The 22,368-nt window shown below is 73.1% G+C and carries 15 protein-coding genes; 8 read left to right on the top strand and 7 right to left on the bottom strand.

Going from position 1 to position 22,368, the window contains the following annotated elements:
- Positions 1–125 precede the first annotated feature (125 nt).
- Positions 126–674, top strand: coding sequence for an RNA-binding S4 domain-containing protein (locus ACIQ9G_RS04575; RefSeq protein ID WP_403606176.1), 549 nt, complete (start codon positions 126–128; stop codon positions 672–674).
- Between the two features lie 143 nt (positions 675–817).
- Here the strand turns inward: ACIQ9G_RS04575 and ACIQ9G_RS04570 are convergent, their stop codons facing one another.
- Positions 818–1,327, bottom strand: a complete 510-nt coding sequence (locus ACIQ9G_RS04570) for a DoxX family protein (protein WP_403606173.1) — start codon at positions 1,325–1,327, stop codon at positions 818–820.
- Positions 1,328–1,504: 177 nt separating this feature from the next.
- Here ACIQ9G_RS04570 and ACIQ9G_RS04565 point away from each other — a divergent pair, with 177 nt between their 5' ends.
- The gene (locus tag ACIQ9G_RS04565) at positions 1,505–1,756 is read left to right on the top strand and encodes a DUF6343 family protein (protein WP_356191491.1); all 252 of its coding nucleotides are present in this window, start codon (positions 1,505–1,507) and stop codon (positions 1,754–1,756) included.
- A gap of 133 nt (positions 1,757–1,889) precedes the next feature.
- On the opposite strand, the gene ACIQ9G_RS04560 is transcribed toward ACIQ9G_RS04565, so the two are convergent.
- From ACIQ9G_RS04560 to rpsA, 4 genes are all read right to left on the bottom strand, one after another.
- Positions 1,890–2,270 (bottom strand): tetratricopeptide repeat protein, encoded by a 381-nt coding sequence (locus tag ACIQ9G_RS04560; RefSeq protein ID WP_356191489.1) that lies wholly within the window; start codon positions 2,268–2,270, stop codon positions 1,890–1,892.
- Between the two features lie 50 nt (positions 2,271–2,320).
- Complete coding sequence (gene coaE / locus ACIQ9G_RS04555) at positions 2,321–2,941, bottom strand: dephospho-CoA kinase (protein WP_403606168.1); 621 nt, start codon at positions 2,939–2,941, stop codon at positions 2,321–2,323.
- Positions 2,942–3,073: 132 nt separating this feature from the next.
- Positions 3,074–4,012, bottom strand: coding sequence for a PAC2 family protein (locus tag ACIQ9G_RS04550; protein WP_356191483.1), 939 nt, complete (start codon positions 4,010–4,012; stop codon positions 3,074–3,076).
- A gap of 174 nt (positions 4,013–4,186) precedes the next feature.
- On the bottom strand, positions 4,187–5,677 hold the full coding sequence (rpsA, locus tag ACIQ9G_RS04545) for a 30S ribosomal protein S1 (protein WP_392194660.1): 1,491 nt from the start codon (positions 5,675–5,677) through the stop codon (positions 4,187–4,189).
- Between the two features lie 224 nt (positions 5,678–5,901).
- Between rpsA and ACIQ9G_RS04540 the strand changes: the two genes are divergently transcribed.
- Together ACIQ9G_RS04540 and ACIQ9G_RS04535 are read left to right on the top strand one after the other, a co-directional pair.
- Positions 5,902–6,852, top strand: coding sequence for a class I SAM-dependent methyltransferase (locus ACIQ9G_RS04540; protein WP_403606163.1), 951 nt, complete (start codon positions 5,902–5,904; stop codon positions 6,850–6,852).
- Between the two features lie 88 nt (positions 6,853–6,940).
- Complete coding sequence (locus ACIQ9G_RS04535) at positions 6,941–10,033, top strand: ATP-dependent helicase C-terminal domain-containing protein (protein WP_403606160.1); 3,093 nt, start codon at positions 6,941–6,943, stop codon at positions 10,031–10,033.
- A 266-nt stretch (positions 10,034–10,299) separates the two neighbouring features.
- Here ACIQ9G_RS04535 and ACIQ9G_RS04530 read toward each other — a convergent pair whose 3' ends face one another.
- Entirely contained in the window at positions 10,300–12,069 is a 1,770-nt protein-coding gene (locus ACIQ9G_RS04530) for a lytic transglycosylase domain-containing protein (protein WP_403606157.1), read from the bottom strand.
- A gap of 340 nt (positions 12,070–12,409) precedes the next feature.
- Between ACIQ9G_RS04530 and ACIQ9G_RS04525 the strand changes: the two genes are divergently transcribed.
- Entirely contained in the window at positions 12,410–13,294 is an 885-nt protein-coding gene (locus tag ACIQ9G_RS04525; protein WP_403606155.1) for a DUF4184 family protein, read from the top strand.
- Between the two features lie 992 nt (positions 13,295–14,286).
- On the opposite strand, the gene polA is transcribed toward ACIQ9G_RS04525, so the two are convergent.
- Positions 14,287–17,010, bottom strand: a complete 2,724-nt coding sequence (polA, locus tag ACIQ9G_RS04520) for a DNA polymerase I (RefSeq protein WP_403606152.1) — start codon at positions 17,008–17,010, stop codon at positions 14,287–14,289.
- A 433-nt stretch (positions 17,011–17,443) separates the two neighbouring features.
- Here polA and ACIQ9G_RS04515 point away from each other — a divergent pair, with 433 nt between their 5' ends.
- From ACIQ9G_RS04515 to ACIQ9G_RS04505, 3 genes are all read left to right on the top strand, one after another.
- On the top strand, positions 17,444–19,723 hold the full coding sequence (locus ACIQ9G_RS04515; protein ID WP_403606148.1) for an FdhF/YdeP family oxidoreductase: 2,280 nt from the start codon (positions 17,444–17,446) through the stop codon (positions 19,721–19,723).
- A 48-nt stretch (positions 19,724–19,771) separates the two neighbouring features.
- Positions 19,772–20,260 (top strand): PaaI family thioesterase, encoded by a 489-nt coding sequence (locus ACIQ9G_RS04510; RefSeq protein ID WP_403606145.1) that lies wholly within the window; start codon positions 19,772–19,774, stop codon positions 20,258–20,260.
- An 800-nt stretch (positions 20,261–21,060) separates the two neighbouring features.
- Complete coding sequence (locus ACIQ9G_RS04505; protein ID WP_403606776.1) at positions 21,061–22,284, top strand: branched-chain amino acid ABC transporter substrate-binding protein; 1,224 nt, start codon at positions 21,061–21,063, stop codon at positions 22,282–22,284.
- Positions 22,285–22,368 lie beyond the last annotated feature (84 nt).

The following is a 22,368-nucleotide window of genomic DNA, read 5'->3' as shown; positions in this document are numbered from 1 at the left end:
GCCGCCCGGGCACCGGGACGGGGCGGGTGGCCGGTTTAGCGTGAGGGGACGCCGTGCGGCGTGCCCGGTAGCGGCCGGGGCGAAATTCGCGGGGCACCGCGGCCGCGGCGACTAAGGTCGGATGCATGGCTTCCGAGGTCGACCAGGACAGGAACGGACCGGGACCGGTGTCCGCCGGGACGGATGGCGCCGGCCCGCGCGGGCCGGCTCAGGCAGCTGCCCCCGCACCGGCCGTGGACCCGAAGGTGGCCGCCGCTGTCGCGGCCGCCGAGGCGGCCGGTCCGGCGAGCGGTGAGACCGTGCGGATCGACAGCTGGATCTGGTCCGTGCGCCTGGTCAGGACCCGGTCCGTCGGCGCCACGGCCTGCCGGGGCGGGCACGTGCGGGTGAACGGTGAGCGGGTGAAGCCCGCACACTCCGTGCGCGTCGGCGACGAGGTGCGCCTGCGGCACGAGGGCCGCGAGCGGGTCGTGGTCGTGAAGCGGCTGATCCGCAAGCGTGTCGGCGCCCCCGTGGCCGCCCAGTGCTACGTCGACAACTCCCCGCCGCCTCCGCCGCGCGAGGCCGTCGCCCCCATCGGCATCCGCGACCGTGGAACGGGCCGCCCCACCAAGCGCGACCGCCGCGAACTGGAGCGCCTGCGGGGCATGGAGGGCCCCTCCGAAGGACGGTGACCACGTGCGTGCCGGGCTCGCGGCCCGGTGGTCGCCGAGGTGTCCGGGATCGCGGCCCGGCGCTCGCCGAGGTGTCCGGGATCGGTGGTCACCGATGTGTCCGGGATCGCGGCCCGGTGGTCCCGCTGCCGGCGGCCCTACCGTCACCCGCGGCGTGGGAGCAGCCGCAGCAGCTCGGCGTTGTGGCTCCGCCGTGCCCAGGCGATCAGGGCGAGCGGCACGATGAGGAGGAGCGGTGTCGCCGCGTACTGCCCGTCGAAGACGGTGAGCTGGACGACGAACGCGCCCACCATCAGCGCGTTCAGCGCCATCGCGGCGACCGACTGCAGCACCGGGATCAGCAGCGCGACGGCCCCGGCCAGTTCCAGGGTCCCGATGACGTACATTCCGGTGCTGCCCCAGCCGATCCTGTCGAAGGACTCGACGGCCGACGGATGGGCGATCAGCTTGGGCAGCGCGCTCGCGCCCGCGTAGAAGAGTGCGAGCAGCACCTGCACCGCGCGCAGGGCGGCACGGGCGAGACGGCGGCCCCCGGAGGCGGTGCCGACGCGGTCTCGGGCGCTCGTGGTCCGGGCGGCGCCGTCCGGGGCGGTGGCCGTCGCGGAGGCGGACGCAGCAGCGGCCGGCCGACGGGAAGCGGTGTTCCTGGGCATGGGGGTCTCCTGAGGGACGCGGTTCGTTGTGCTGTCGCAGAGGTAGACCGGCCCTCGCCGCCGAACTCATCCCCCCGGGCGGACACGTCCTCATCGCCCTCGGGCGGGCACAGCGCGCTCCCCCGTTGGTGAACGCCTCGCCGGGGAGTACGTTGCAGACAGGAGTGGTGGTCGGCGATGCGTACGGGCAGTGAGCCGAGGACCGCGCGCAGCGCCCTGCGGGCGCGGTTCTGGCTGAGTGTGTGGGGGCTGGTCTGGGCGGCCTTCGGTACGACCGTGTTCGCGCTGGTCGGGAGGCCCGGCTGGGCGGCCGCCTGCGGAGTGCTGCTGCTGGTGGTCGGAGTCGACCTGGCGGTGATCGTGCGGCACATCCGGCAGGGCCCGCACTACCAGCCGGGCCGCGACGTCCCGCCGTACTGGCCGCCCTGACACCCGCGCTCGGCAGGGAATGGACGCGGAAGGCGACGGCGACCGGCCCTCGGACACCGATCCGCTCGGGCACCGATCCGCTCGGCCGCCGATCCGCTCAGGAGTGGATCCATCCGCTCAGGAGTGGATCCACTCAGGAGTCGAACTGGGCGCGCTGCAGATACTGCGGCTTCGGGTCCAGGGCGGCCGCCAGCCGGAAGTGGCGCTTGGCCTGGTCGGGGCGGCCCTGCCGCTCGTAGGTGCGGGCGAGCGCGAAGTGGGCGAACGCGTTGTCCGGCTCGCGCTCCAGTACGACCGTGAACTCCAGCTCCGCCGGACGCAGCTGGGCGGCCGCGAAGAAGGCACGGGCACGCAGCAGGCGAGCGGCCGTGTTCTCCGGGTGGGCGGCGATGACCCCGTCGAGCAGCTTCACCGCGCCCCGCGGGTCCCGGGCGGCAAGCAGTTGCTCGGCCGCACGGAAGTCGATGACATGCGTCTCCGGTGAAGGTCCGCTGGAACCGCTGATCTCGGGCACAGAAAATTCCTTCCCTCGCGGGAGGCCTTCAACGCCCCGCGGCGGCCACGCTATTCCCGGGGTGCGCCGCGCGGCGCGCGGGCCCGGCGCTCGAGTTCGGCCCACACCTCCCGCACCCGGCGGTGGAGCCGCTCCAGCGGTACGTCGTTGTCGATGACGATGTCCGCGACCTCCAGGCGCTTCTCGCGCGTCGCCTGGGCGGCCATGCGCGCGCGTGCGTCCTCCTCGGTCATGCCGCGCAGCCGGACGAGCCGGTCGAGCTGGGTCTCGGGAGCGGCGTCGACGACGATCACGAGGTCGTACAGGGGCGCGAGGCCGTTCTCCGCGAGGAGCGGGACGTCGTGGACCACCACGGCGTCCTCGGCGGCCGCCGTCTCCAGTTCGCGGGAGCGGGCGCCCACCAGGGGGTGCACGATCGCGTTCAGGACGGCCAGCCTCTCCGGGTCGGCGAAGACGACGGAGCCCAGCTTGGGGCGGTCCAGGCTGCCGTCCCCGGCGAGCACCTGGGGGCCGAACGCCCGGACGATCGCCGCGAGGCCGGGCGTGCCCGGGGCGACGACCTCGCGTGCGATGCGGTCGGCGTCGATCAGGACGGCCCCGCACTCCACGAGCAGCCGGGACACCTCGCTCTTGCCGGCGCCGATGCCGCCGGTCAGGCCCACGGACAACATGACCGCGCCTCCACCTCACAACCCCCGCAGCGGCGGGGACGACTTGCCGTCTCCGATACCGCCGGTCAGGCCCGCCGGACGGCCCCCGCGACGGCGGGGACGGGCGGGGCGGTCATCCGGCAGCGTATCGGATCAGGCGTCGCCCTCCCGCTCCGCCAGGAAGCGCTCGAACTCGCGGCCGATCTCTTCCGCCGAGGGGATGTCGGCGGGTTCGGCGAGCATGTTCCCCCGGGTCTCCGCGCCCGCGGCCGCGTCGTACTGGTGCTCCAGGCCCTGGACGAGGGCGGTGAGCTCCTCGTCGCCCTCCCGGACCTGACGCTCGATCTCCGTCTGCGTGCGGTGGGCCTCGGTGCGCAGGGCGTGGGCGATGCCCGGGAGTACCAGCCCGGTGGCGGAGGTGATGGCTTCCAGGACGGTGAGCGCCGCGTCCGGGTACGGCGACCGGGCGATGTAGTGCGGGACGTGCGCGGCGACGCCGAGGACGTCGTGTCCGGCCTCCATCAGTCGGTACTCGACCAGCGCCTCGGCGCTGCCGGGCACCTGGGCCTCCTCGAAGGGGCTGCGGTGGCCCGGGACGAGGTCGCTGCGGTTGCCGTGCGGTGTGAGGCCCACCGGGCGCGTGTGCGGTACGCCCATCGGGATGCCGTGGAAGTTCACCGACAGGCGCACGCCGAGCCGCTCCACGATCTGGCGCACGGCGGCCGCGAAGCGTTCCCACTCCACGTCCGGCTCGGGCCCGGAGAGCAGCAGGAAGGGCGCGCCCGTCGCGTCCTGGACGAGGCGCACCTCGATGGCGGGGTCCTCGTAGCCGGTCCAGCGGTCGCGCTGGAAGGTCAGCAGCGGGCGGCGGGCTCGGTAGTCCACGAGCCGGTCGTGGTCGAAACGGGCCACGAGCTGGTGGGGCATCGAGTCAAGCAGGCGTTCGACGATCTGGTCGCCGGTCTCCCCCGCGTCGATGTATCCGTCGAAGTGGTAGAGCATGACGAGTCCGGCCGACTCCTGCGCGAGCGCCGTGTCGACGACGGCCAGGCCCTTCGGTTCCCATGCGTACAAACCCTGCGGATCAAGCACTGTGACCGCTCCTCCTCGTGTTCCTCCGGAACAACGTGGTGCGGGGCGCCCGCATTCCCAACAGGCTCCCTTTCGCGGCTTCTTGTCGCACGACTCCGGCAACGGCTGCGGCCCGCACCCCCGTGTCGGGAATGCGGGCCGCAATCGGTTATTCAGTTACCGCCTGGGCGAGCGTCAGCTCTGGCCGCCGGCGAGCTTCTCGCGCAGGGCAGCCAGCGCCTCGTCCGACGCCAGGGCGCCGGAGTTGTCGCCGCCCTCGGACGAGTACGAACCGCCGGACGCGGCCGGAGCGGCGGCCTCGCCACCCTCGGCAGCGGCCTGGGCGTCCGCCTCGCGGGACTTGATGACCTGCTGCTGGTGCTGCTCGAAGCGGTGCTGCGCCTCGGCGTACTGGTGCTCCCACGCCTCGCGCTGGGTCTCGTAGCCCTCGAGCCAGTCGTTGGTCTCGGGGTCGAAGCCCTCGGGGTAGATGTAGTTGCCCTGGTCGTCGTAGGACGCGGCCATGCCGTACAGGGTCGGGTCGAACTCGACCGAGGCCGGGTCGGCACCGAAGGCCTCGTTGGCCTGCTTCAGCGAGAGGCTGATGCGGCGGCGCTCGAGGTCGATGTCGATGACCTTGACGAAGATCTCGTCGTTGACCTGGACGACCTGCTCCGGGATCTCCACGTGGCGCTCGGCCAGCTCGGAGATGTGGACCAGACCCTCGATGCCCTCGTCCACGCGGACGAACGCACCGAACGGAACCAGCTTCGTGACCTTGCCGGGCACGACCTGGCCGATCTGGTGGGTGCGGGCGAACTGCTGCCACGGGTCTTCCTGGGTCGCCTTCAGCGACAGGGAGACACGCTCGCGGTCCATGTCGACGTCGAGGACCTCGACGGTGACCTCCTGGCCGACCTCGACGACCTCGGACGGGTGGTCGATGTGCTTCCAGGACAGCTCGGAGACGTGGACCAGACCGTCGACGCCACCCAGGTCCACGAAGGCACCGAAGTTGACGATCGAGGAGACCACACCGGAACGGACCTGACCCTTCTGGAGGGTCGTGAGGAACGTCTGGCGGACCTCGGACTGGGTCTGCTCCAGCCAGGCACGGCGGGACAGGACCACGTTGTTGCGGTTCTTGTCCAGCTCGATGATCTTCGCCTCGAGCTCCTTGCCCACGTAGGGCTGGAGGTCGCGGACGCGGCGCATCTCGACGAGAGACGCGGGGAGGAAGCCGCGGAGGCCGATGTCGAGGATGAGACCACCCTTGACGACCTCGATGACGGTACCGGTGACGATGCCGTCCTCTTCCTTGATCTTCTCGATGGTGCCCCAGGCACGCTCGTACTGGGCGCGCTTCTTCGAGAGGATCAGGCGGCCTTCCTTGTCCTCCTTCTGGAGAACAAGGGCTTCGATCTCGTCACCGACGGCGACGACCTCGTTGGGGTCGACGTCGTGCTTGATCGAGAGCTCGCGGCTCGGGATGACACCTTCGGTCTTGTAACCGATGTCGAGCAGGACCTCGTCCCGGTCGACCTTCACGATGACGCCGTCGACGATGTCGCCGTCGTTGAAGTACTTGATCGTCTCGTCGATCGCGGCGAGGAAGGCTTCCTCGTTACCGATGTCGTTGACCGCAACCTGCGGGGTGGTGGCGGTGGTCTCGGTGCTGCTCGTCATGTGGGAAAGGGCTCCGGTACGGACATTGAGTCGTAGGTACTGCTTACGCCGGGAGCCCGTTTCGCTCTGCAGAAGCCGGACAGCCTAGGAAGCGCCACGTAGAAACACGGTGGCGCCTCGACAACCGAGGGGACATACAACAGATGCGAGCGCAGCCTGCTACGTCTGAGGTGCGCAGGCCCGCAGCGCAACTTGTAGCATACGGGGGCAGCCGGGCAGGGTCAATGCGCGAAGGCGCACACCCGGGGCGGATCGCCGCATACCCGGCACAAAACCTGTCCCCCGAGGCCACGCGTGTCCCACGACGACCGTGTCGCGACACCCCCGGACGGGTTGGACGGAAGAGTACGACGAGGGAGCCGATCATCCAAGAGCCCGAACCGTTCGAACCGGAGGCCACCCGCCGCGAGGCCGATGTGGCGGAGAGCGCCCGGGCCAACCGGGGCTGGTGGGACCGGAACGCGGACGAGTACCAGACCGACCACGGCACCTTCCTGGGCGACGACCGTTTCGTGTGGGGCCCCGAGGGCCTGGACGAGGTGGAGGCCGAGCTCCTCGGCCCGCCCGAGGAGCTGAAGAACAAGGAGATCCTGGAGATCGGCGCCGGCGCGGCCCAGTGCTCCCGCTGGCTGGCCGCGCAGGGAGCGCGCCCGGTCGCCCTGGACATCTCCCACCGCCAGCTCCAGCACGCGCTGCGCATCGGCGGCTCCTTCCCTCTGGTGTGCGCCGACGCGGCCGCGCTGCCGTTCGCGGACGCCTCCTTCGACCTCGCGTGCTCGGCGTACGGCGCGCTGCCCTTCGTCGCCGACCCGCGGCTGGTACTGCGCGAGGTGCGCCGGGTGCTGCGGCCGGGCGGCCGTCTGGTCTTCTCCGTCACCCATCCGATCCGGTGGGCCTTCCCGGACGAGGCCGGCCCGGAGGGCCTTTCCGTGTCCGGCTCCTACTTCGACCGCACGCCCTACGTCGAGCAGGACGAGGACGGGCGCGCGGTGTACGTGGAGCACCACCGCACCCTCGGCGACCGGGTCCGGGACGTCGTGTCCTCGGGCTTCCGCCTGGTGGACCTGGTCGAGCCGGAGTGGCCGGCCTGGAACACCTCGGAGTGGGGCGGCTGGTCCCCGCTGCGCGGCAGCCTGATCCCGGGGACGGCCGTCTTCGTGTGCGAGCGGGACTGAACGGGCGGCACGCGCGCGTACGGCCCCGCCCGCCGGGCGCGGGGCACGCGCGGGCCGCCCTGCTCGCCCGGCGTACGACACTGGGGACGTGATCCGTTACGACGCCCTGGACGCGCTGCCCGTGCGAGGCGCCCTGCCCGCCCTGAACGACGCCCTCGACGGTCACGGCACCGCGGTGCTCGTCGCGCCGCCCGGCACCGGCAAGACGACGCTGGTGCCGCTCGCGCTGGCCGGGCTGCTGGGCGAGGGGCCCGCGCGGCGGGTGGTCGTGGCCGAGCCGCGGCGGATCGCGGCGCGGGCGGCGGCACGCCGGATGGCGTGGCTGCTGGGCGAGAAGCCCGGCGGGAGCGTCGGCCACACCGTGCGCGGCGAGCGCGTCGTCGGACGCCATGCGCGCGTGGAGGTCGTCACCACCGGGGTGCTGCTGCAACGGCTGCAGCGGGATCCGGAGCTGGCCGGCGTCGACGTCGTCGTGCTCGACGAGTGCCACGAGCGGCATCTGGACGCCGACACGGTGGCGGCCTTCTTGTGGGACGTGCGGGAGACGCTGCGCCCGGAGCTGCGGCTGGTGGCCGCGTCGGCGACGACCGACGCGCAGGGCTGGGCGCGGCTGCTGGGCGGGGCGCCGGTGGTCGAGGCCGCGGGTGCCGCGTATCCGGTGGAGGTGGTGTGGACGCCGCCGGCGCGTCCCGTACGGCCGCCGCACGGGATGCGCGTGGACCCCGCGCTGCTCGCGCATGTGGCGTCGGTGGTGCGGCGGGCGCTCGCCGAACGGACGGGGGACGTGCTCTGCTTCCTGCCGGGCGTGGGCGAGATCGCGCGGGTCGCCGGGCAGCTGGGGGATCTCGGCGGGGTGGAGGTGCTCCAGGTGCACGGCCGGGCGCCCGCGGCCGTGCAGGACGCGGTGCTTGCTGCTGGGCAGCGGCGGCGGGTCGTCCTCGCGACGTCGGTTGCCGAGTCGTCGCTGACGGTGCCCGGGGTGCGGGTGGTGGTGGACTCGGGGCTGGCCCGGGAGCCCCGGGTGGACCATGCGCGGGGGCTGAGCGCGCTGACGACCGTACGGGCCTCGCAGGCGGCCGGGCGGCAGCGGGCGGGGCGTGCCGGGCGTGAGGCGCCGGGCACGGTGTACCGGTGCTGGGCGGAGGCCGAGGACATGCGGCTGCCGCGGTTCCCGGCGCCGGAGATCAAGGTGGCCGACCTGACGGCGTTCGCCCTGCAGGCTGCCTGCTGGGGCGATCCGGACGCGTCCGGGCTCGCCCTGCTGGACGCGCCCCCGGGCGGGGCGATGGCGGCGGCGCAGTCGGTGCTGACGGCGGTGGCGGCCGTGGACCCGGCCGGGAGGGCCACGGAGCGGGGAGTGCGGCTGGCGCGGCTCGGGGTGCATCCGCGGCTGGGGCGGGCGCTGCTCGACGCGGCGCCGCTGGTCGGAGCCGAGCGGGCCGCCGAGGTGGTCGCGCTGCTCGGCGAGGAGGCGCCCCGGGAGTACGGCGACGATCTCGCGTCCGCGGTGCGCGGTGCGCGGCGCGGCGGCGCCGGGGACGCCTACGCGGCGCGCTGGCGCGCGGAGGTGCGGCGCCTGCGTGCCGTCCTGACGGACGTCTCCCGACCGCCCGCGCGGGACGAGTCGGAGGCCGACCCGGCCGGCTCCGGCCGGCAGGGGGCGGACCGGCGCGGCGAGTACGGACCGGAGGAGACGGACCGGCGCGGCGACACGCGACGGCAGAGTGTGGACCGTCGCGGCGAGTCCGGACCGGAGGTGACGGACGGGCGTGACGACTCCGGACGGGAGGTGACGGACCGGGACGGCACGACGGGGCCGGAGGTGACGGACCGGCACGGCGGCACAGGACGGCAGGGGGCGGACCGGCACGGCGAGTCCGGACCCGGGGTGACGGACGGGCGTGACGACTCCGGACGGGGGGTGACGGACCGGAACGGCACCACGGGACCGGAGGTGACGGACCGGCACGGCGGCACAGGACGGCAGGGGGCGGACCGGCACAGCGGCACAGGACGGCAGGGGGCGGACCGGCACAGCGGCACGGGACGGCAGGGGGCGGACCGGCGCGGCGAGTCCGGGCCGGAGGTCGCTGCCGGGCGGCGGGCCGGGGCGGGGGGTGCGGGAGCGGCCGGTGGGCGGTTCGGCGTCGGCGGTGGCGTCGCGGGAATGGGCGGGGGCGGGGCTTTGAGCGGGGGGCGGCCCGGTGCGGACGAGTACGTCGCCGGGCTTGTCGCCGCGTTCGCGTTTCCCGAGCGGGTCGCCCGGCTCGACGGGGGGTCGTATCTGATGGTGTCCGGGACGCGGGCCGAGATCGCCGAGGGTTCCGCGCTGCGGGGCGTGCCCTGGGTCGCGGTGGCGGTGGCCGACCGTCCGGTGGGCCGGGCGCACGCCCGCGTGCGGCTCGCCGCCGCTGTCGACGAGGAGGTCGCGCGGCGTGCGGCCGGGGCGTTGCTGGAGGAGCGGGACGAGGTCCACTGGGGCGACGGTGACGTCGTCGCACGCCGGGTGACACGGCTGGGCGCGGTCGAGCTGGAGGCGCGCCCTCTGGGCGACCCGGCCCCCGCTCTCGTGCGCGAGGCGCTGCTCGAAGGGCTTCGGCGGGAGGGGTGGCGGCTGCTGCGGTGGTCGCCGGAGGCGGACACGCTGCGGCAGCGGCTGGCGTTCGTGTGCCGGCAGCTCGGGGAGCCCTGGCCCGACGTGGGCGACGACGCGCTGCACGCGCGCGTGGCGGAGTGGCTGGAGCCCGAACTGGGCCGAGCCCGGCGGCGGGCGGACCTGGCGCGGATCGACGCCGGCCAGGCGCTGGCCCGGTTGCTGCCCTGGGCGTCCGGCGAGGCCGCCCGGCTGGACGAGCTCGCGCCGGAGCGGATCACCGTACCCAGTGGGTCCAGGATCCGGGTCGACTACGCGGACCCCGAGCAGCCCGTGCTCGCGGTGAAGCTGCAGGAGATGTTCGGGCTGGAGAAGTCGCCGGCCGTCGCGGGGGTGCCGGTGCTGGTGCATCTGCTCTCCCCCGCCGGACGGCCCGCCGCGGTCACCGCCGACCTCGCCTCGTTCTGGCGGGACGGCTACCGGTCGGTGCGGGCCGAGCTGCGCGGACGGTATCCGAAGCACCCCTGGCCCGAGGACCCGGCGGGCGCGGAGCCCACCCGGCACACCAACGCCCGGCTCAGGCGCTGACCGGCTCCGGCGCCCTGTCGGCCCGGCTCCGGTTCCGGTTCGCCGGCCGCGCGCCCGACGAGCGGACGAGCGGACGAGCGGACGAGCGGACGAGTCCGAGCTGATGCATCGTCAGGTCCGGCAGCGTGGCGTCGTGTGGGCGAGATGAGGACACGTCGTGCCTCACGCACGCGCGAGGGCGCCCCTCCGCCGTGGTGGCGGAGGGGCGCCCTCGTGCGGTGCCGCGTGTCCGGAACCTGTCCGGTCGTCAGGTCCTGGGCCGGATCCTAGGCGGAGGGGCCGGCGGACGGGCTGGTGGAAGGGCTGGGCGACGGGTCGGCCGAGGAGTCCGCCGCCGCGACCTTCAGCTCCACCGTCAGCGTGGCGCCGCCGGTGGTCTCGATGCGGAGCAGGAAGGTGCCGGTGGTGTCGTCCGCGTACAGCTTCGGCAGCGTCAGCAGGCCGTTGCCGTCGGTCTGGAGGTCCTTCAGGGCGCGGACGGGGTTGCCGTCGGCGCCCTTGAAGTAGGGGCCCTTGTCGTTCTCGGCCGGGTCGTCGGCCGACTTGATCAGGGTGGCGGTCGCCGCGACCTTGTCCGCGACGGCACCCTTGTAGGAGGCCTTCACCTGAACCTGCCCGGCGAACTCTCCGCCCGGGGTGCAGGTCAGCGGGTTGTCGTCGGTGCGGGTGAGGGTGTCGGCGGCGCGCGGGGTGACGGTGGCCGCGTAGTCGACGCCGTGGACGGTCCGGCCCACGACGAGGGCGCGGACGGTGAAGCCGCCCGTCGTCTCGCCGGCCTGGAGCGTGGGCGCGGTGGCGACGCCCGCGCCGTCGGTCACGACCGTGGCGACCTTCTCGCCGCCGGTGAAGACGGTGTCGGTGTCGCCGCTGATCGTGAAGCGGATCCGGACCTTGCCGACGCCCTTGCCGTCCTTGGTCTCGGCGCGTGTGCCGATCTTCTGGGCGAACGCGTCCCCGGCCATCGCGGTGAGCTTCGCCGTGCCCGCGTCCGCCAGGTGGTCCACCGTCTCGGTGGGCGTGGGTGACGGGGTCGGCGAGGGCGGGGCGGGCGAGGACGGCGGTGCCGGCGTGGAGGGCGGGGGCGTGCCGGGAGCGCCCGGCTCGCCGGGCCTGCCCTTGCCGGGCTTGCCGGACTTGCCGGGCTTGTGGCTTCCCTTGGGCGTGGACGGCTTCGGCGTCGACGAATCGGGGCCGGCGCCGTGCGTGTCGTCGCTGCGGCCCGAGGGCAGGGTGCCCGTGCCGTCCGGGACGGAGTGGGCGCCCTTGCGGTAGTAGTCCAGCCAGGTCAGGACGGTGTGCAGATAGTCCTGCGACTGGTTGTAGCTGAGGATGGCGCGCTTGACGTCGGCGTCGACGGACAGGTCCCAGGCGTTGCGGCACAGGTAGTGGCCGGCGGCGAGGGCGGCGTCGTAGACGTTGTTGGGGTCGCTCTTGCCGTCGCCGTTGCCGTCGCGGCCCGCCCAGGCCCAGGTGGAGGGTATGAACTGCATGGGGCCGACCGCGCGGTCGTAGGTGCTGTCGCCGTCGTAGGCGCCGTGGTCGGTGTCGCGGATGTGCGCGAAACCCTTGCCGTCGAGGACCGGGCCGAGGATCGGCGAGAGGGTGGTGCCGGAGGCGTCGACGCGGCCGCCGCGGGCCTGGCCCGACTCGACCTTGCCGATGGCGGCGAGGAGTTCCCAGGGCAGGTTGCAGCCCGGCTTGGAGCCGCGCAGCTCGTCCGCGGCCTTCTTGTAGGCGTCGAGCACGGTTGCGGGGATGCCGGACTCGGCCGGGCCCCGGGAGGCCGGGGTGCCGATGGTGGGCGCCGGGCTGGGGCTCTTGAGCGGCGGCAGGTCCGTGTAGTAGGGCGAGTTGCCGGTCGCACTGCCGTCGGCGCTCACGTCGGGAGAGGGGACGGCGCCGGCGGTGGGCTGTCTGCCGTGGTCGTCGGCCGTGACGTCCGGGGCCTGGGATGCGGACAGGGCCGCGACCGCTGCCGCGGCCACGGCGGTGGTCGCCGCTCCCTTGCGCAGCCTCCTGCCGAAATGCGCCGCCATGGAGTGAACTCCTCCCGTGGACGCCCGAGCGTCCGTCCGTGTCTGCCTGTACGCCCTGTTGTGACGGTTGACTCGTGCTAGTGGTTGCCCTGGTGGAGCTCTTCGGGTGTTCTGTCCGCGCCGTCGAGTGACCTGTTCGCCCGTTCGACCGCGGCGGCGGACAGAGTGACCCAGGTGACCCTACGACAACTTCCTTTGCGCCGGGACCCGTTCGCGCCCGGTTTTCACCGGTTGGCCACGTGCTGTTGCCCGAAGCGTCGCGGACACGCCTCCCGCATACTGGACTTCGGTGATCACCCGGGCCTTCCGGACCCGGTCGACGTCCTTTGGGAGGGGCACGTTGCCGTTCACACTGAGCCATGCGGCGGCCGTACTGCCGGCGGTGCGCGGCGACGGGACCGGGCGGGGGAGGCTGGTGCCCGCGGTGCTCGTGGCGGGTTCCTTCGCGCCCGACATGACCTACTACGCGGCGAGCGTGCGGCCGGGCGCGATGGAATTCGGCACCGTCACGCACTCCCTCCCCGGGGCCTTCACCGTCGATGTGCTCATCGCCTGGGCGCTGGTGGGGCTGTGGCTGGTGGTGCGCGAGCCGCTGGTGGCACTGCTGCCGCGGCACCGGCAGGGGCCGGTGGCGGCGCTGACTCGGTGCGGGACGCCCCGCGCGCGCCCGCGGCCGTCGACGGTGCCGCGGTGGTACGCCTCCGCCGCGCTGGGTGCGTCGACGCACGTGGTGTGGGACGCGTTCACGCACCTCGACCGGTGGGGGATGCGGGTGTTCCCGGTGCTGGGCAGCCGCCTGGCGGGCGCGCCCCTGTACTGGTACCTGCAGTACGGCGGCTCGATGGTGGCCGCGGCCGGGATCGCCGGGTTCCTGGTGCACGCGCTGCGGCGGGCACCGGCGGGTGAGCCGGTGGGGGTGGCGCGGCTGTCGGCCCGGGACCGCTGGTGGGCCGGTGCCGTGATCGGCGGGTGCGCGGTGGCCGGGGCGGTGCAGCGGGCCGCGGGGCAGTGGGTCCTCGGCGGGACGGCGGCGAAGCCGTGGGAGCTGGTGCCGACGCTGTGCTTCGGGGCGGGCGCCGGACTGGTGCCGGGACTGCTGCTGTACGCCGTGGGCGTCAGGGCGTGGCGTCCGGCTCGGGCCCCCGGGGGTCGCGGCGGCCCGGCCGCGGGTCCTGGCAGTTCCGGCGGGGTCGACGCGCGGGTGGGCCGTCCGGCCCGTCGCTGACGGTGGTCGCGGGCACGACGAAGACGGTCAGGACGCGCCTCGGGGGCAGCCGGGGCCTCCGGGGCAGCCGGGCGAGGACGAGCGCGAGGTAGCCGCGGGCCACGTCGGCCCACAGCCGCCAAGGGGGTGTGCCGCCGGGGCCGGGCTCGCGGGGGGTGAGCCGGTGGCGGAGGGCGGTCGCTGCGCGGCGCAGGGTCGCCGCGAGGTCGGTGGGGATGCGGGCGGTGCTTGCGTCGGCCGCGAAGGCGGGGACCGGCTCAGGCGGTACGGCGGGGTCCGCACCGCCGTCTGCCCGGGACACCGCCGACCGGTGGTTGAGCATGCGTATACCCATGCCCGCATCCTGTCGGGCGGGGGTGGCGGGTGCGTTTCTGCGGGGGCCACGTGAGTGACGGGGCCCGCGGCGGCGGGGGCATCACCGGGCTCGCTGCCTGGGCGTCACCGGGCCCGCAGCCTGGGCGTCACCGGGTATCCGGGCCCGCGCCGGGCCCGGCGAAGGGGCGGTCCGGGGCGGCCCGAGGCGTTGGGCCGGGTCACGACGGCCGCCCTGCACGCGCCGGCGACGGGGCGGGGAGAGCCGGCCAGGGCCTGAAGAGCGAGCCGGGAACGGGGCTCGCGCGCCGGCCGATGGAAGGGTCACGGGCAGCGCGCCGAGCCGGACGGGGCCGCCCCGGGCAGGACGCCGAATCCGAGCTGGGCGTCCTGGGCAGGACGCCGAGACAAGCGGAGGTGCCCCGGGCAGCCCACCGAGCCCGGCGCAGAGGCCCCGCACAGCACACCGAACCGGACGGAGAAGCCCCTGGCAGCACGCCGGATCCGGGTGAGGTGGCCTGAGCAGGACGCCGAGACACGCCGAGGCGCCCCGGGCAGCCGGGCGGAGGGCGCCGCGCCGAGCCCGGCGCAGAGGCCCCGCACAGCACACCGAACCGGAGGGAGGCGCCCGGGGCACCTGGTGCCGCGGGGCCTCTTCCGCCGGGTTCGGGGCGGCAGGGCTAGTGCGCCGCGGACTCCCAGTCCGGGCCCACGCCCACGGAGACGTCCAGGGGTGCTCTCAGCCGGACCGCGCCGGACATCTCGCGGCGGACGAGCTCCTCCGCGGCCGCCCGCTCCCCGGGGGCGATCTCCAGGACGATTTCGTCGTGGACCTGGAGCAGCATCCGCGAGGTGAGGCCGGCCTCGCGCAGCGCCCGGTCCACGTTCAGCATGGCGATCTTGACGATGTCCGCCGCCGTGCCCTGGATCGGCGCGTTCAGGGCCATGCGTTCGGCCGCCTCGCGGCGCTGGCGGTTGTCGCTGTTCAGGTCCGGCAGATAGCGGCGGCGGCCGAGCAGCGTCGCCGTGTAGCCGGTCGCCCGCGCCTCGTCGACCACCCGGCGCAGATAGTCCCGGACCCCGCCGAAGCGCTCGAAGTAGGCGTCGATGAGGGCACGGGCCTCGGCCGCCTCGATGTTCAGCTGCTGGGAGAGGCCGAAGGCCGACAGCCCGTACGCCAGGCCGTACGACATCGCCTTGATCTTGCGGCGCATCTCCGCGTCCACCGCCGAGTGCTCCACCCCGAACACCTGGGAGGCCGCCGTCGTGTGCAGGTCCTCGCCGGAGGTGAACGCCTCGATGAGGCCCGCGTCCTCGGAGAGGTGGGCCATCACGCGCAGTTCGATCTGGCTGTAGTCCGCCGTCATCAGCGACTCGAAACCCTCGCCGACGACGAAGCCGCGGCGGATCGCCCGGCCCTCGTCGGTGCGGACCGGGATGTTCTGCAGGTTCGGGTCCGTGGACGACAGGCGGCCGGTGGCGGCGACGGTCTGGTTGAACGTGGTGTGGATCCGGCCGTCCGCCGCGACCGTCTTGATCAGGCCCTCGACGGTGACGCGCAGCTTCGCCTGCTCGCGGTGGCGGAGCATGATCACCGGCAGCTCGTTGTCCGTCTGGCCGGCGAGCCAGGCCAGGGCGTCGGCGTCGGTGGTGTAGCCCGTCTTCGTCTTCTTCGTCTTCGGCAGGGCCAGCTCGCCGAAGAGGACCTCCTGGAGCTGCTTGGGCGAGCCCAGGTTGAACTCGTGCCCGGCCGCCGCGTGCGCCTCCTTCACGGCCTGCTGCACCGCGCCCGCGAACATCTGCTCCATGGCCTCCAGGTGGGCCCGGTCCGCGGCGATGCCGTGCCGCTCCATGCGGGCGAGCAGGGCGGAGGTGGGCAGCTCCACGTCGCGCAGCAGGTCCGCGGCGCCGACCTCCCGCAGACGGTCCTCGAAGGCCTGGCCCAGGTCGAGGATCGTGCGGGCCTGGATCATCAGCGCCTCGGCCTCGGCGCCGTCGTCCGCGCCGAAGGCGAGCTGTCCGTCGGCCGCGGCGGCGGGTGCGAGCTCCCGGTGCAGGTACTCCAGGGACAGCGCGTCCAGGTCGAAGGAGCGGCGGCCCGGCTTGACCAGGTAGGCGGCGAGCGCGGTGTCCATGGTGACGCCCTCGACGCGCCAGCCGTGCTCGGCGAAGACCCGCATGGCGCCCTTGGCGTTGTGGAAGACCTTGGGGCGGCCCGCGTCGGCCAGCCAGGACGCGAGCGCGGTCTCGTCGGCCTCGTCCAGCTGGGACGGGTCGAACCAGGCGGCGGCGCCGCCGGACGCGGCGAGGGCGATCTCGGCGACCGAGCCCGTGCCCAGCGCCCAGGCGTCGACGGTGGCGACGCCGAGGGCCTGCGTGCCGTGCTCGGCGAGCCAGGGGGCCACCTCGCCGGTGCCGAGCACCGCGCCGTCCAGCTCCACGCCCTCCGCCGCGATCGGGGTGGCCTCGGCCTCCTCGGCGCCCGGGTCGACGGCGAAGAGCCGCTCGCGCAGCGAGGGGTTGCGGATCTCCAGGGTGTCCAGGACCATCGCGACGGCCTTGCGGTCGTACGGGACGCGCGCGAGGTCCGTGACCGTCTTCGGCAGCTCGACGTGCCGCTCCAGCTCGGTGAGCAGGCGGTTCAGCTTGACCGCCTCCAGGTGGTCGCGCAGGTTCTGCCCGGCCTTGCCCTTGACCTCCTCGACCCGCTCGACCAGTTCCGCGAAGGAGCCGAACTGGTTGATCCACTTCGCGGCGGTCTTCTCGCCGACGCCGGGGATGCCCGGGAGGTTGTCGGAGGGGTCGCCGCGCAGCGCCGCGAAGTCCGGGTACTGGGCCGGGGTCAACCCGTACTTCTCCACGACCTTCTCCGGGGTGAACCGGGTCAGCTCGGAGACGCCCTTGGTGGGATAAAGCACCGTGGTGTGCTCGGAGACCAGCTGGAAGGAGTCGCGGTCGCCGGTGACGATCAGCACCTCGAAGCCCTCGGCCTCGGCCTGGGTGGCGAGGGTGGCGATGACGTCGTCCGCCTCGAACCCCTCGACGGCGAAGCGCGGGGCCTGCATCGCGTCGAGCAGCTCGCCGATCAGCTCGACCTGGCCCTTGAACTCGTCCGGGGCCTTGGAGCGGTTCGCCTTGTACTCGGTGAACTGCTCGGAGCGCCAGGTCTTGCGCGAGACGTCGAACGCGACCGCGAAGTGCGTGGGCGCCTCGTCACGGAGGGTGTTGGCCAGCATCGACGCGAAGCCGTAGATCGCGTTCGTCGGCTGACCCGTCGCGGTCGTGAAGTTCTCCGCGGGCAGCGCGAAGAACGCGCGGTAGGCCAGCGAGTGCCCGTCCATGAGCATCAGCCGGGGGCGGGCGCCGGAGGTCTTGTCGGTCGTCTTCGATGCTGTTTCTGCCACGCCCCCGATCCTGCCACGCCCCACTGACAGCCGACCCCACGCACCGGGCCGGGCGACCAGCCCGGCCCGGGCGCCCGGACGGGGGCGGGCGCCCGGACTGAGCGGCGCGGGCGACCCCGGCGCGGACCCGGGCGCCGGGCGCCGACGGTACGGGCAGGGCGACGGCGACGCGGGCAGGGCGACGGCAACCGCAACGCGGACTCGACGTCGACGGCGCGACCACGGGCGCCGGCGGCGCGGATGCCGACGGCGCGGACACGGACACCGGCGGCGCGGATGCCGACGGCGCGGACACGGACACCGGCGGCGCGGGCAAGGTCCCGACGCCGCAAGTCCCGACGCCGGTGCCCCCGGCCCGGCCGGGATAGGTGTCAGTACCACATGGGAGTATGCGGAGACGTACTTCACACGTACCGGCGAAGGAGAGCGCGCGATGGCAACGAGGCCGCCCAAGGCCGATCCGGTTCAGGACGCGCCGCAGGTCGCCGCACCGCAGCACGCGGCGGCGGGACTGCCCGCGATCGGGCACACGTTGCGCATCGCGCAGCAGCAGATGGGGGTGAAGCGCACCGCGCTCACCCTGCTGCGGGTCAACCAGAAGGACGGTTTCGACTGCCCGGGCTGCGCCTGGCCGGAGCCGGAGCACCGGCACACGGCGGAGTTCTGCGAGAACGGCGCCAAGGCGGTGGCCGAGGAGGCCACGCTGCGCCGGGTCGCCCCCGAGTTCTTCGCCGCGCACACCGTCGCCGACCTCGCCACCCGCAGCGGCTACTGGCTGGGCCAGCAGGGGCGGTTGACGCACCCCATGTACCTGCCGGAGGGCGGGGACCGCTACGAACCGGTCACCTGGGAGCGCGCCTTCGACATCGTCGCCGAGGAGATCGCCGCCCTCGGCTCCCCCGACGAGGCCGTCTTCTACACCTCCGGCCGCACCAGCAACGAGGCCGCGTTCCTGTACCAGTTGTTCGCGCGGGAGTTCGGCACCAACAACCTGCCCGACTGCTCGAACATGTGCCACGAGTCCTCCGGCTCGGCCCTGTCCGAGACGATCGGCGTCGGCAAGGGCAGCGTCCTGCTGGAGGACCTCCACCAGGCCGACCTGATCATCGTCGCCGGGCAGAACCCGGGGACGAACCATCCACGCATGCTCTCCGCCCTGGAGAAGGCGAAGGCGGGCGGCGCGAGGATCATCAGCGTCAACCCGCTGCCCGAGGCGGGCCTGGAGCGGTTCAAGAACCCGCAGACGCCCAAGGGCCTGACCGCCGGCGCCGCGCTCACCGACCTGTTCCTGCAGATCCGCATCGGCGGCGACCAGGCCCTCTTCCGCCTGCTCAACAAGCTGATCCTGGAGACGCGGGGCGCGGTCGACGAGGAGTTCGTCCGCGAACACACCCACGGGTACGAGGAGTTCGCCGAGGCCGCCCGCGCCGCCGACTCGGACGCGACGCTCGCCGCGACCGGTCTCACGCGCGCGGAGATCGAGCAGGCCCTGCGGATGGTGCTCGCCTCCGAGCGCACCATCGTGTGCTGGGCGATGGGCCTCACCCAGCACAAGCACTCCGTGCCCACCATCCGCGAAGTCGTCAACTTCCTGCTGCTGCGCGGCAACATCGGCCGCCCCGGCGCGGGCGTGTGCCCGGTGCGCGGCCACTCCAACGTGCAGGGCGACCGCACGATGGGCATCTTCGAGCGTCCCGCCCCGGCCTTCCTGGACGCCCTGGAGCGGGAGTTCGGCTTCGCCCCGCCGCGCGAGCACGGCTACGACGTCGTACGGGCGATCCGCGCGCTGCGCGACGGAGAGGCGAAGGTCTTCTTCGCCATGGGCGGCAACTTCGTCTCCGCATCGCCCGACACCGAGGTCACCGAGGCGGCCATGCGCCGGGCCCGGCTGACCGTGCACGTGTCGACCAAGCTCAACCGCTCGCACGTGGTCACGGGCGCGCGTGCCCTGATCCTGCCCACGCTCGGCCGCACCGAGCGGGATCTGCAGGGCGGCGGCGAGCAGTTCGTCACCGTCGAGGACTCCATGGGCATGGTGCACGCCTCCCGGGGCCGTCTGGAGCCGGCGAGCGGGCACCTGCTGTCCGAGCCGGCCATCGTGTGCCGGCTGGCGCGCCGGGTGCTCGGCGAGGGCAGCGCGGTGCCGTGGGAGGAGTTCGAGAAGGACTACGCCACGATCCGCGACCGGATCGCCCGGGTGGTCCCCGGCTTCGAGGACTTCAACGCGCGCGTGGCACGGCCCGGCGGATTCGCCCTGCCGCACGCCCCGCGCGACGAGCGCCGCTTCCCGACCGCCACCGGCAAGGCCAACTTCACCGCCGCGCCGGTCGAGCACCCCGAACTGCCCGAGGGGCGGCTGCTGTTGCAGACGCTGCGTTCGCACGACCAGTACAACACCACGATCTACGGTCTCGACGACCGCTACCGGGGCATCCGGGGCGGCCGCCGGGTGGTGCTCGTGAATCCCGAGGACGCCGGCGTGCTCGGCGTCGCCGACGGGTCGTACGTGGACCTCGTCAGCGAGTGGAAGGACGGCGTGGAGCGGCGGGCGGCCGGCTTCCGGGTCGTGCACTACCCGACGGCGCGGGGGTGCGCGGCAGCGTACTACCCGGAGACCAACGTGCTGGTGCCGCTGGACGCCACCGCGGACACCAGCAACACCCCGGCCAGCAAGTCCGTGGTGGTGCGTCTGGAACAATCGGCGGCCGACTGAGCGTTTGCTCAGTGACGAGTGGCCGATCACGACGAACGGAGCCTGTCCATGGGCGAGCAGCAGCACGTGAAGTTCCCGCAGGAGGTCGTCGACGAGTACGCCGCACTCGGCGTCGACCTGCAGGCTCTGTTCTCGGCGGGGCATCTGGGCACGCGGATGGGTGTGCAGATCCTGGAGGCGTCGGCGCAGCGCGTGGTCGGGACTATGCCGGTGGAGGGCAACACCCAGCCGTACGGGCTGCTGCACGGGGGCGCCTCCGCCGTGCTCGCCGAGACCCTGGGATCGGTGGGGTCGATGCTGCACGGCGGCACCTCGAAGATCGCCGTCGGCGTCGACCTGAACTGCACCCACCACCGCGGGGCGCGCTCGGGCCTGGTCACCGGCGTCGCCACTCCCGTGCACCAGGGCCGCTCCACGGCGACGTACGAGGTCGTGATCAGCGACGAGGAGGGCCGCCGGGTGTGCACGGCGCGGCTGACCTGCCTGCTGCGTGACGTGCGGCCTGGCGACGAGGCCCACGTGCGCACCGCCGACTGAGCCGCACCCACGCCGCGCACCCCCTCCGGGGACGGGGCGGGCGTGGCGGTCCGCGGCACCGCGGCGGCCCGCCCCACCCGCCTCTTCTCCACCCCCCTTTGCGCCATTTGGCCCGATTCGCCCCTGCTTCAGCGTCTTCCCATAGGGTTGCGCCAGGAGCGGAACCGGGGCCGCCCACCCGCCAACTCCCCAACGGCGCACGGCCTTTTCCACTTCACGGTCACCGTCGACGACGGCCCGGAAGCCCCCCGGAACGTCACGATCGCCGGATTCACGCGTCTCACGGACTGGACATCCCCCGGCCCGACTTCCCGTCAAAGCGGGGACAACCCGCAAGATCACCGTGGAGATGTCCGTATCCGACCGTTCGGGACTGCCCCCGAATGCGGACCTTCCCTTTCTGGACGTAACGCTGCGTAACACGGGCGCAATACGGCCCTCCGGCCTCCCCTCCGACGGCACCCACCCCGCCGCCCCTCCCCGGCCGCTTCACGCCGCCCGCGACCAGCCATCGGCCCCTCCCCGCCCGCGCCCAACCGGAAGTGCGGATTCTCAAAATGTGGACCGAGGGGAAATTCCGTCAAAACGGCCGAGAGCCTCCTACGATCCGGCGCATCCCGGGGCACGTCATAACAAGAAAGTCACAAGGAAGCTCGCGGCGCTGCCACTGTCCGCATACCGGGCTTAGAGTCACGGCCAGTCACCGCTCCATCGGGAGTTCGGTACCAGCGCAGCACCTGCCGTCCCCCCACAGGGGCCGACGTTGCCTGCTGAAAGGACTGATTGTGCGACAGCGTTCTCTGGTGATTCTTACCTCCGTTCTCACCACCGGAGCTCTGACTCTCACCGCCTGCGGCTCCCGCGACAACGGCAAGAGCGGCGACAGTGGGTCCGGCACCACGCTGACGATCGGCGTCGACGCGCCCCTGTCCGGTGAGAACTCCACCACCGGCCTCGGCATCCAGTACGGCGTTCAGATCGCGGTGGACGACGCCAACAAGAACAACTGGGTTCCCGGCGTGAAATTCAAGGTCAAGGCCCTGGACGACAAGGCGCAGCCCGCCACCGGCCAGTCCAACGCCACCGCCCTCGTCGGCGACGCCACCACCGTCGGCGCCGTCGGCCCGCTGAACTCGGGCGTCGCCCAGTCGATGCAGCAGGTGTTCAACTCGGCCAACATGGTCGAGATCTCCCCCTCGAACACCAACCCCGAGCTGACCCAGGGCAAGGACTGGCAGACCAGCAAGAAGCGGCCGTACAAGTCGTACTTCCGCACCGCCACCACCGACGCCCTGCAGGGTGGCTTCGCCGCCGACTACGCCTACCACGGCCTCAAGAAGAAGAAGGCCTTCGTCGTCGACGACAAGCAGACCTACGGCGCCGGCCTGGCCAAGATCTTCAACGCGTCCTTCAAGAAGCTCGGCGGCAAGGTGGCCGGCACCGACCACGTCAACACCGGCGACAAGGACTTCGGCTCCCTGGTCACCAAGATCAAGAACTCCGGCGCCGACATCCTCTACTACGGCGGCCAGTACGACGAGTCCGCGCTGATCACCAAGCAGCTCAAGGACGCCGGCGTCAAGATCCCGCTGTTCGGCGGCGACGGCATGTTCGCCTCCACCTACATCGACACCGCCGGCAAGGCCTCCGAGGGCGACCTCGCCACCTCCGTCGGCGTCCCCGCGGACACCCTGCCCGCCGCCAAGCAGTTCATCGAGACCTACAAGTCCAAGGGCTACAAGGGCGACTACGCGGCCTACGGCGCCTACGCCTACGACGCCGCCACCGCCATCATCAAGGCCGTGAAGGCCGCCGTGGACGCCAACGGCGGCAAGCTCCCCAGCGACATCAAGACCGACCTGCGCGGCAAGGTCGTCGACGCCGTCCAGAAGTCCGACTTCGAGGGCATCACCGGCAAGGTCGCCTTCGACGAGTTCGGTGACACCACGAACAAGCAGCTGACGGTCTACCAGGTCGAAAACGGCAAGTGGAAGGCTGTGAAGACCGGCACCTTCAACGGCTGATCGCCAGCCGCCAGCAACACGCAGCACGGGCCGCGCGGAAGGAGGACCCCGACCGCGCGGCCCTTTCCACACCCAGACCCCGCA

Source organism: Streptomyces sp. NPDC096152, from assembly GCF_044763235.1.
Lineage (GTDB): Bacteria > Actinomycetota > Actinomycetes > Streptomycetales > Streptomycetaceae > Streptomyces.
This window is presented reverse-complemented; position numbering and strand designations above follow the sequence as displayed.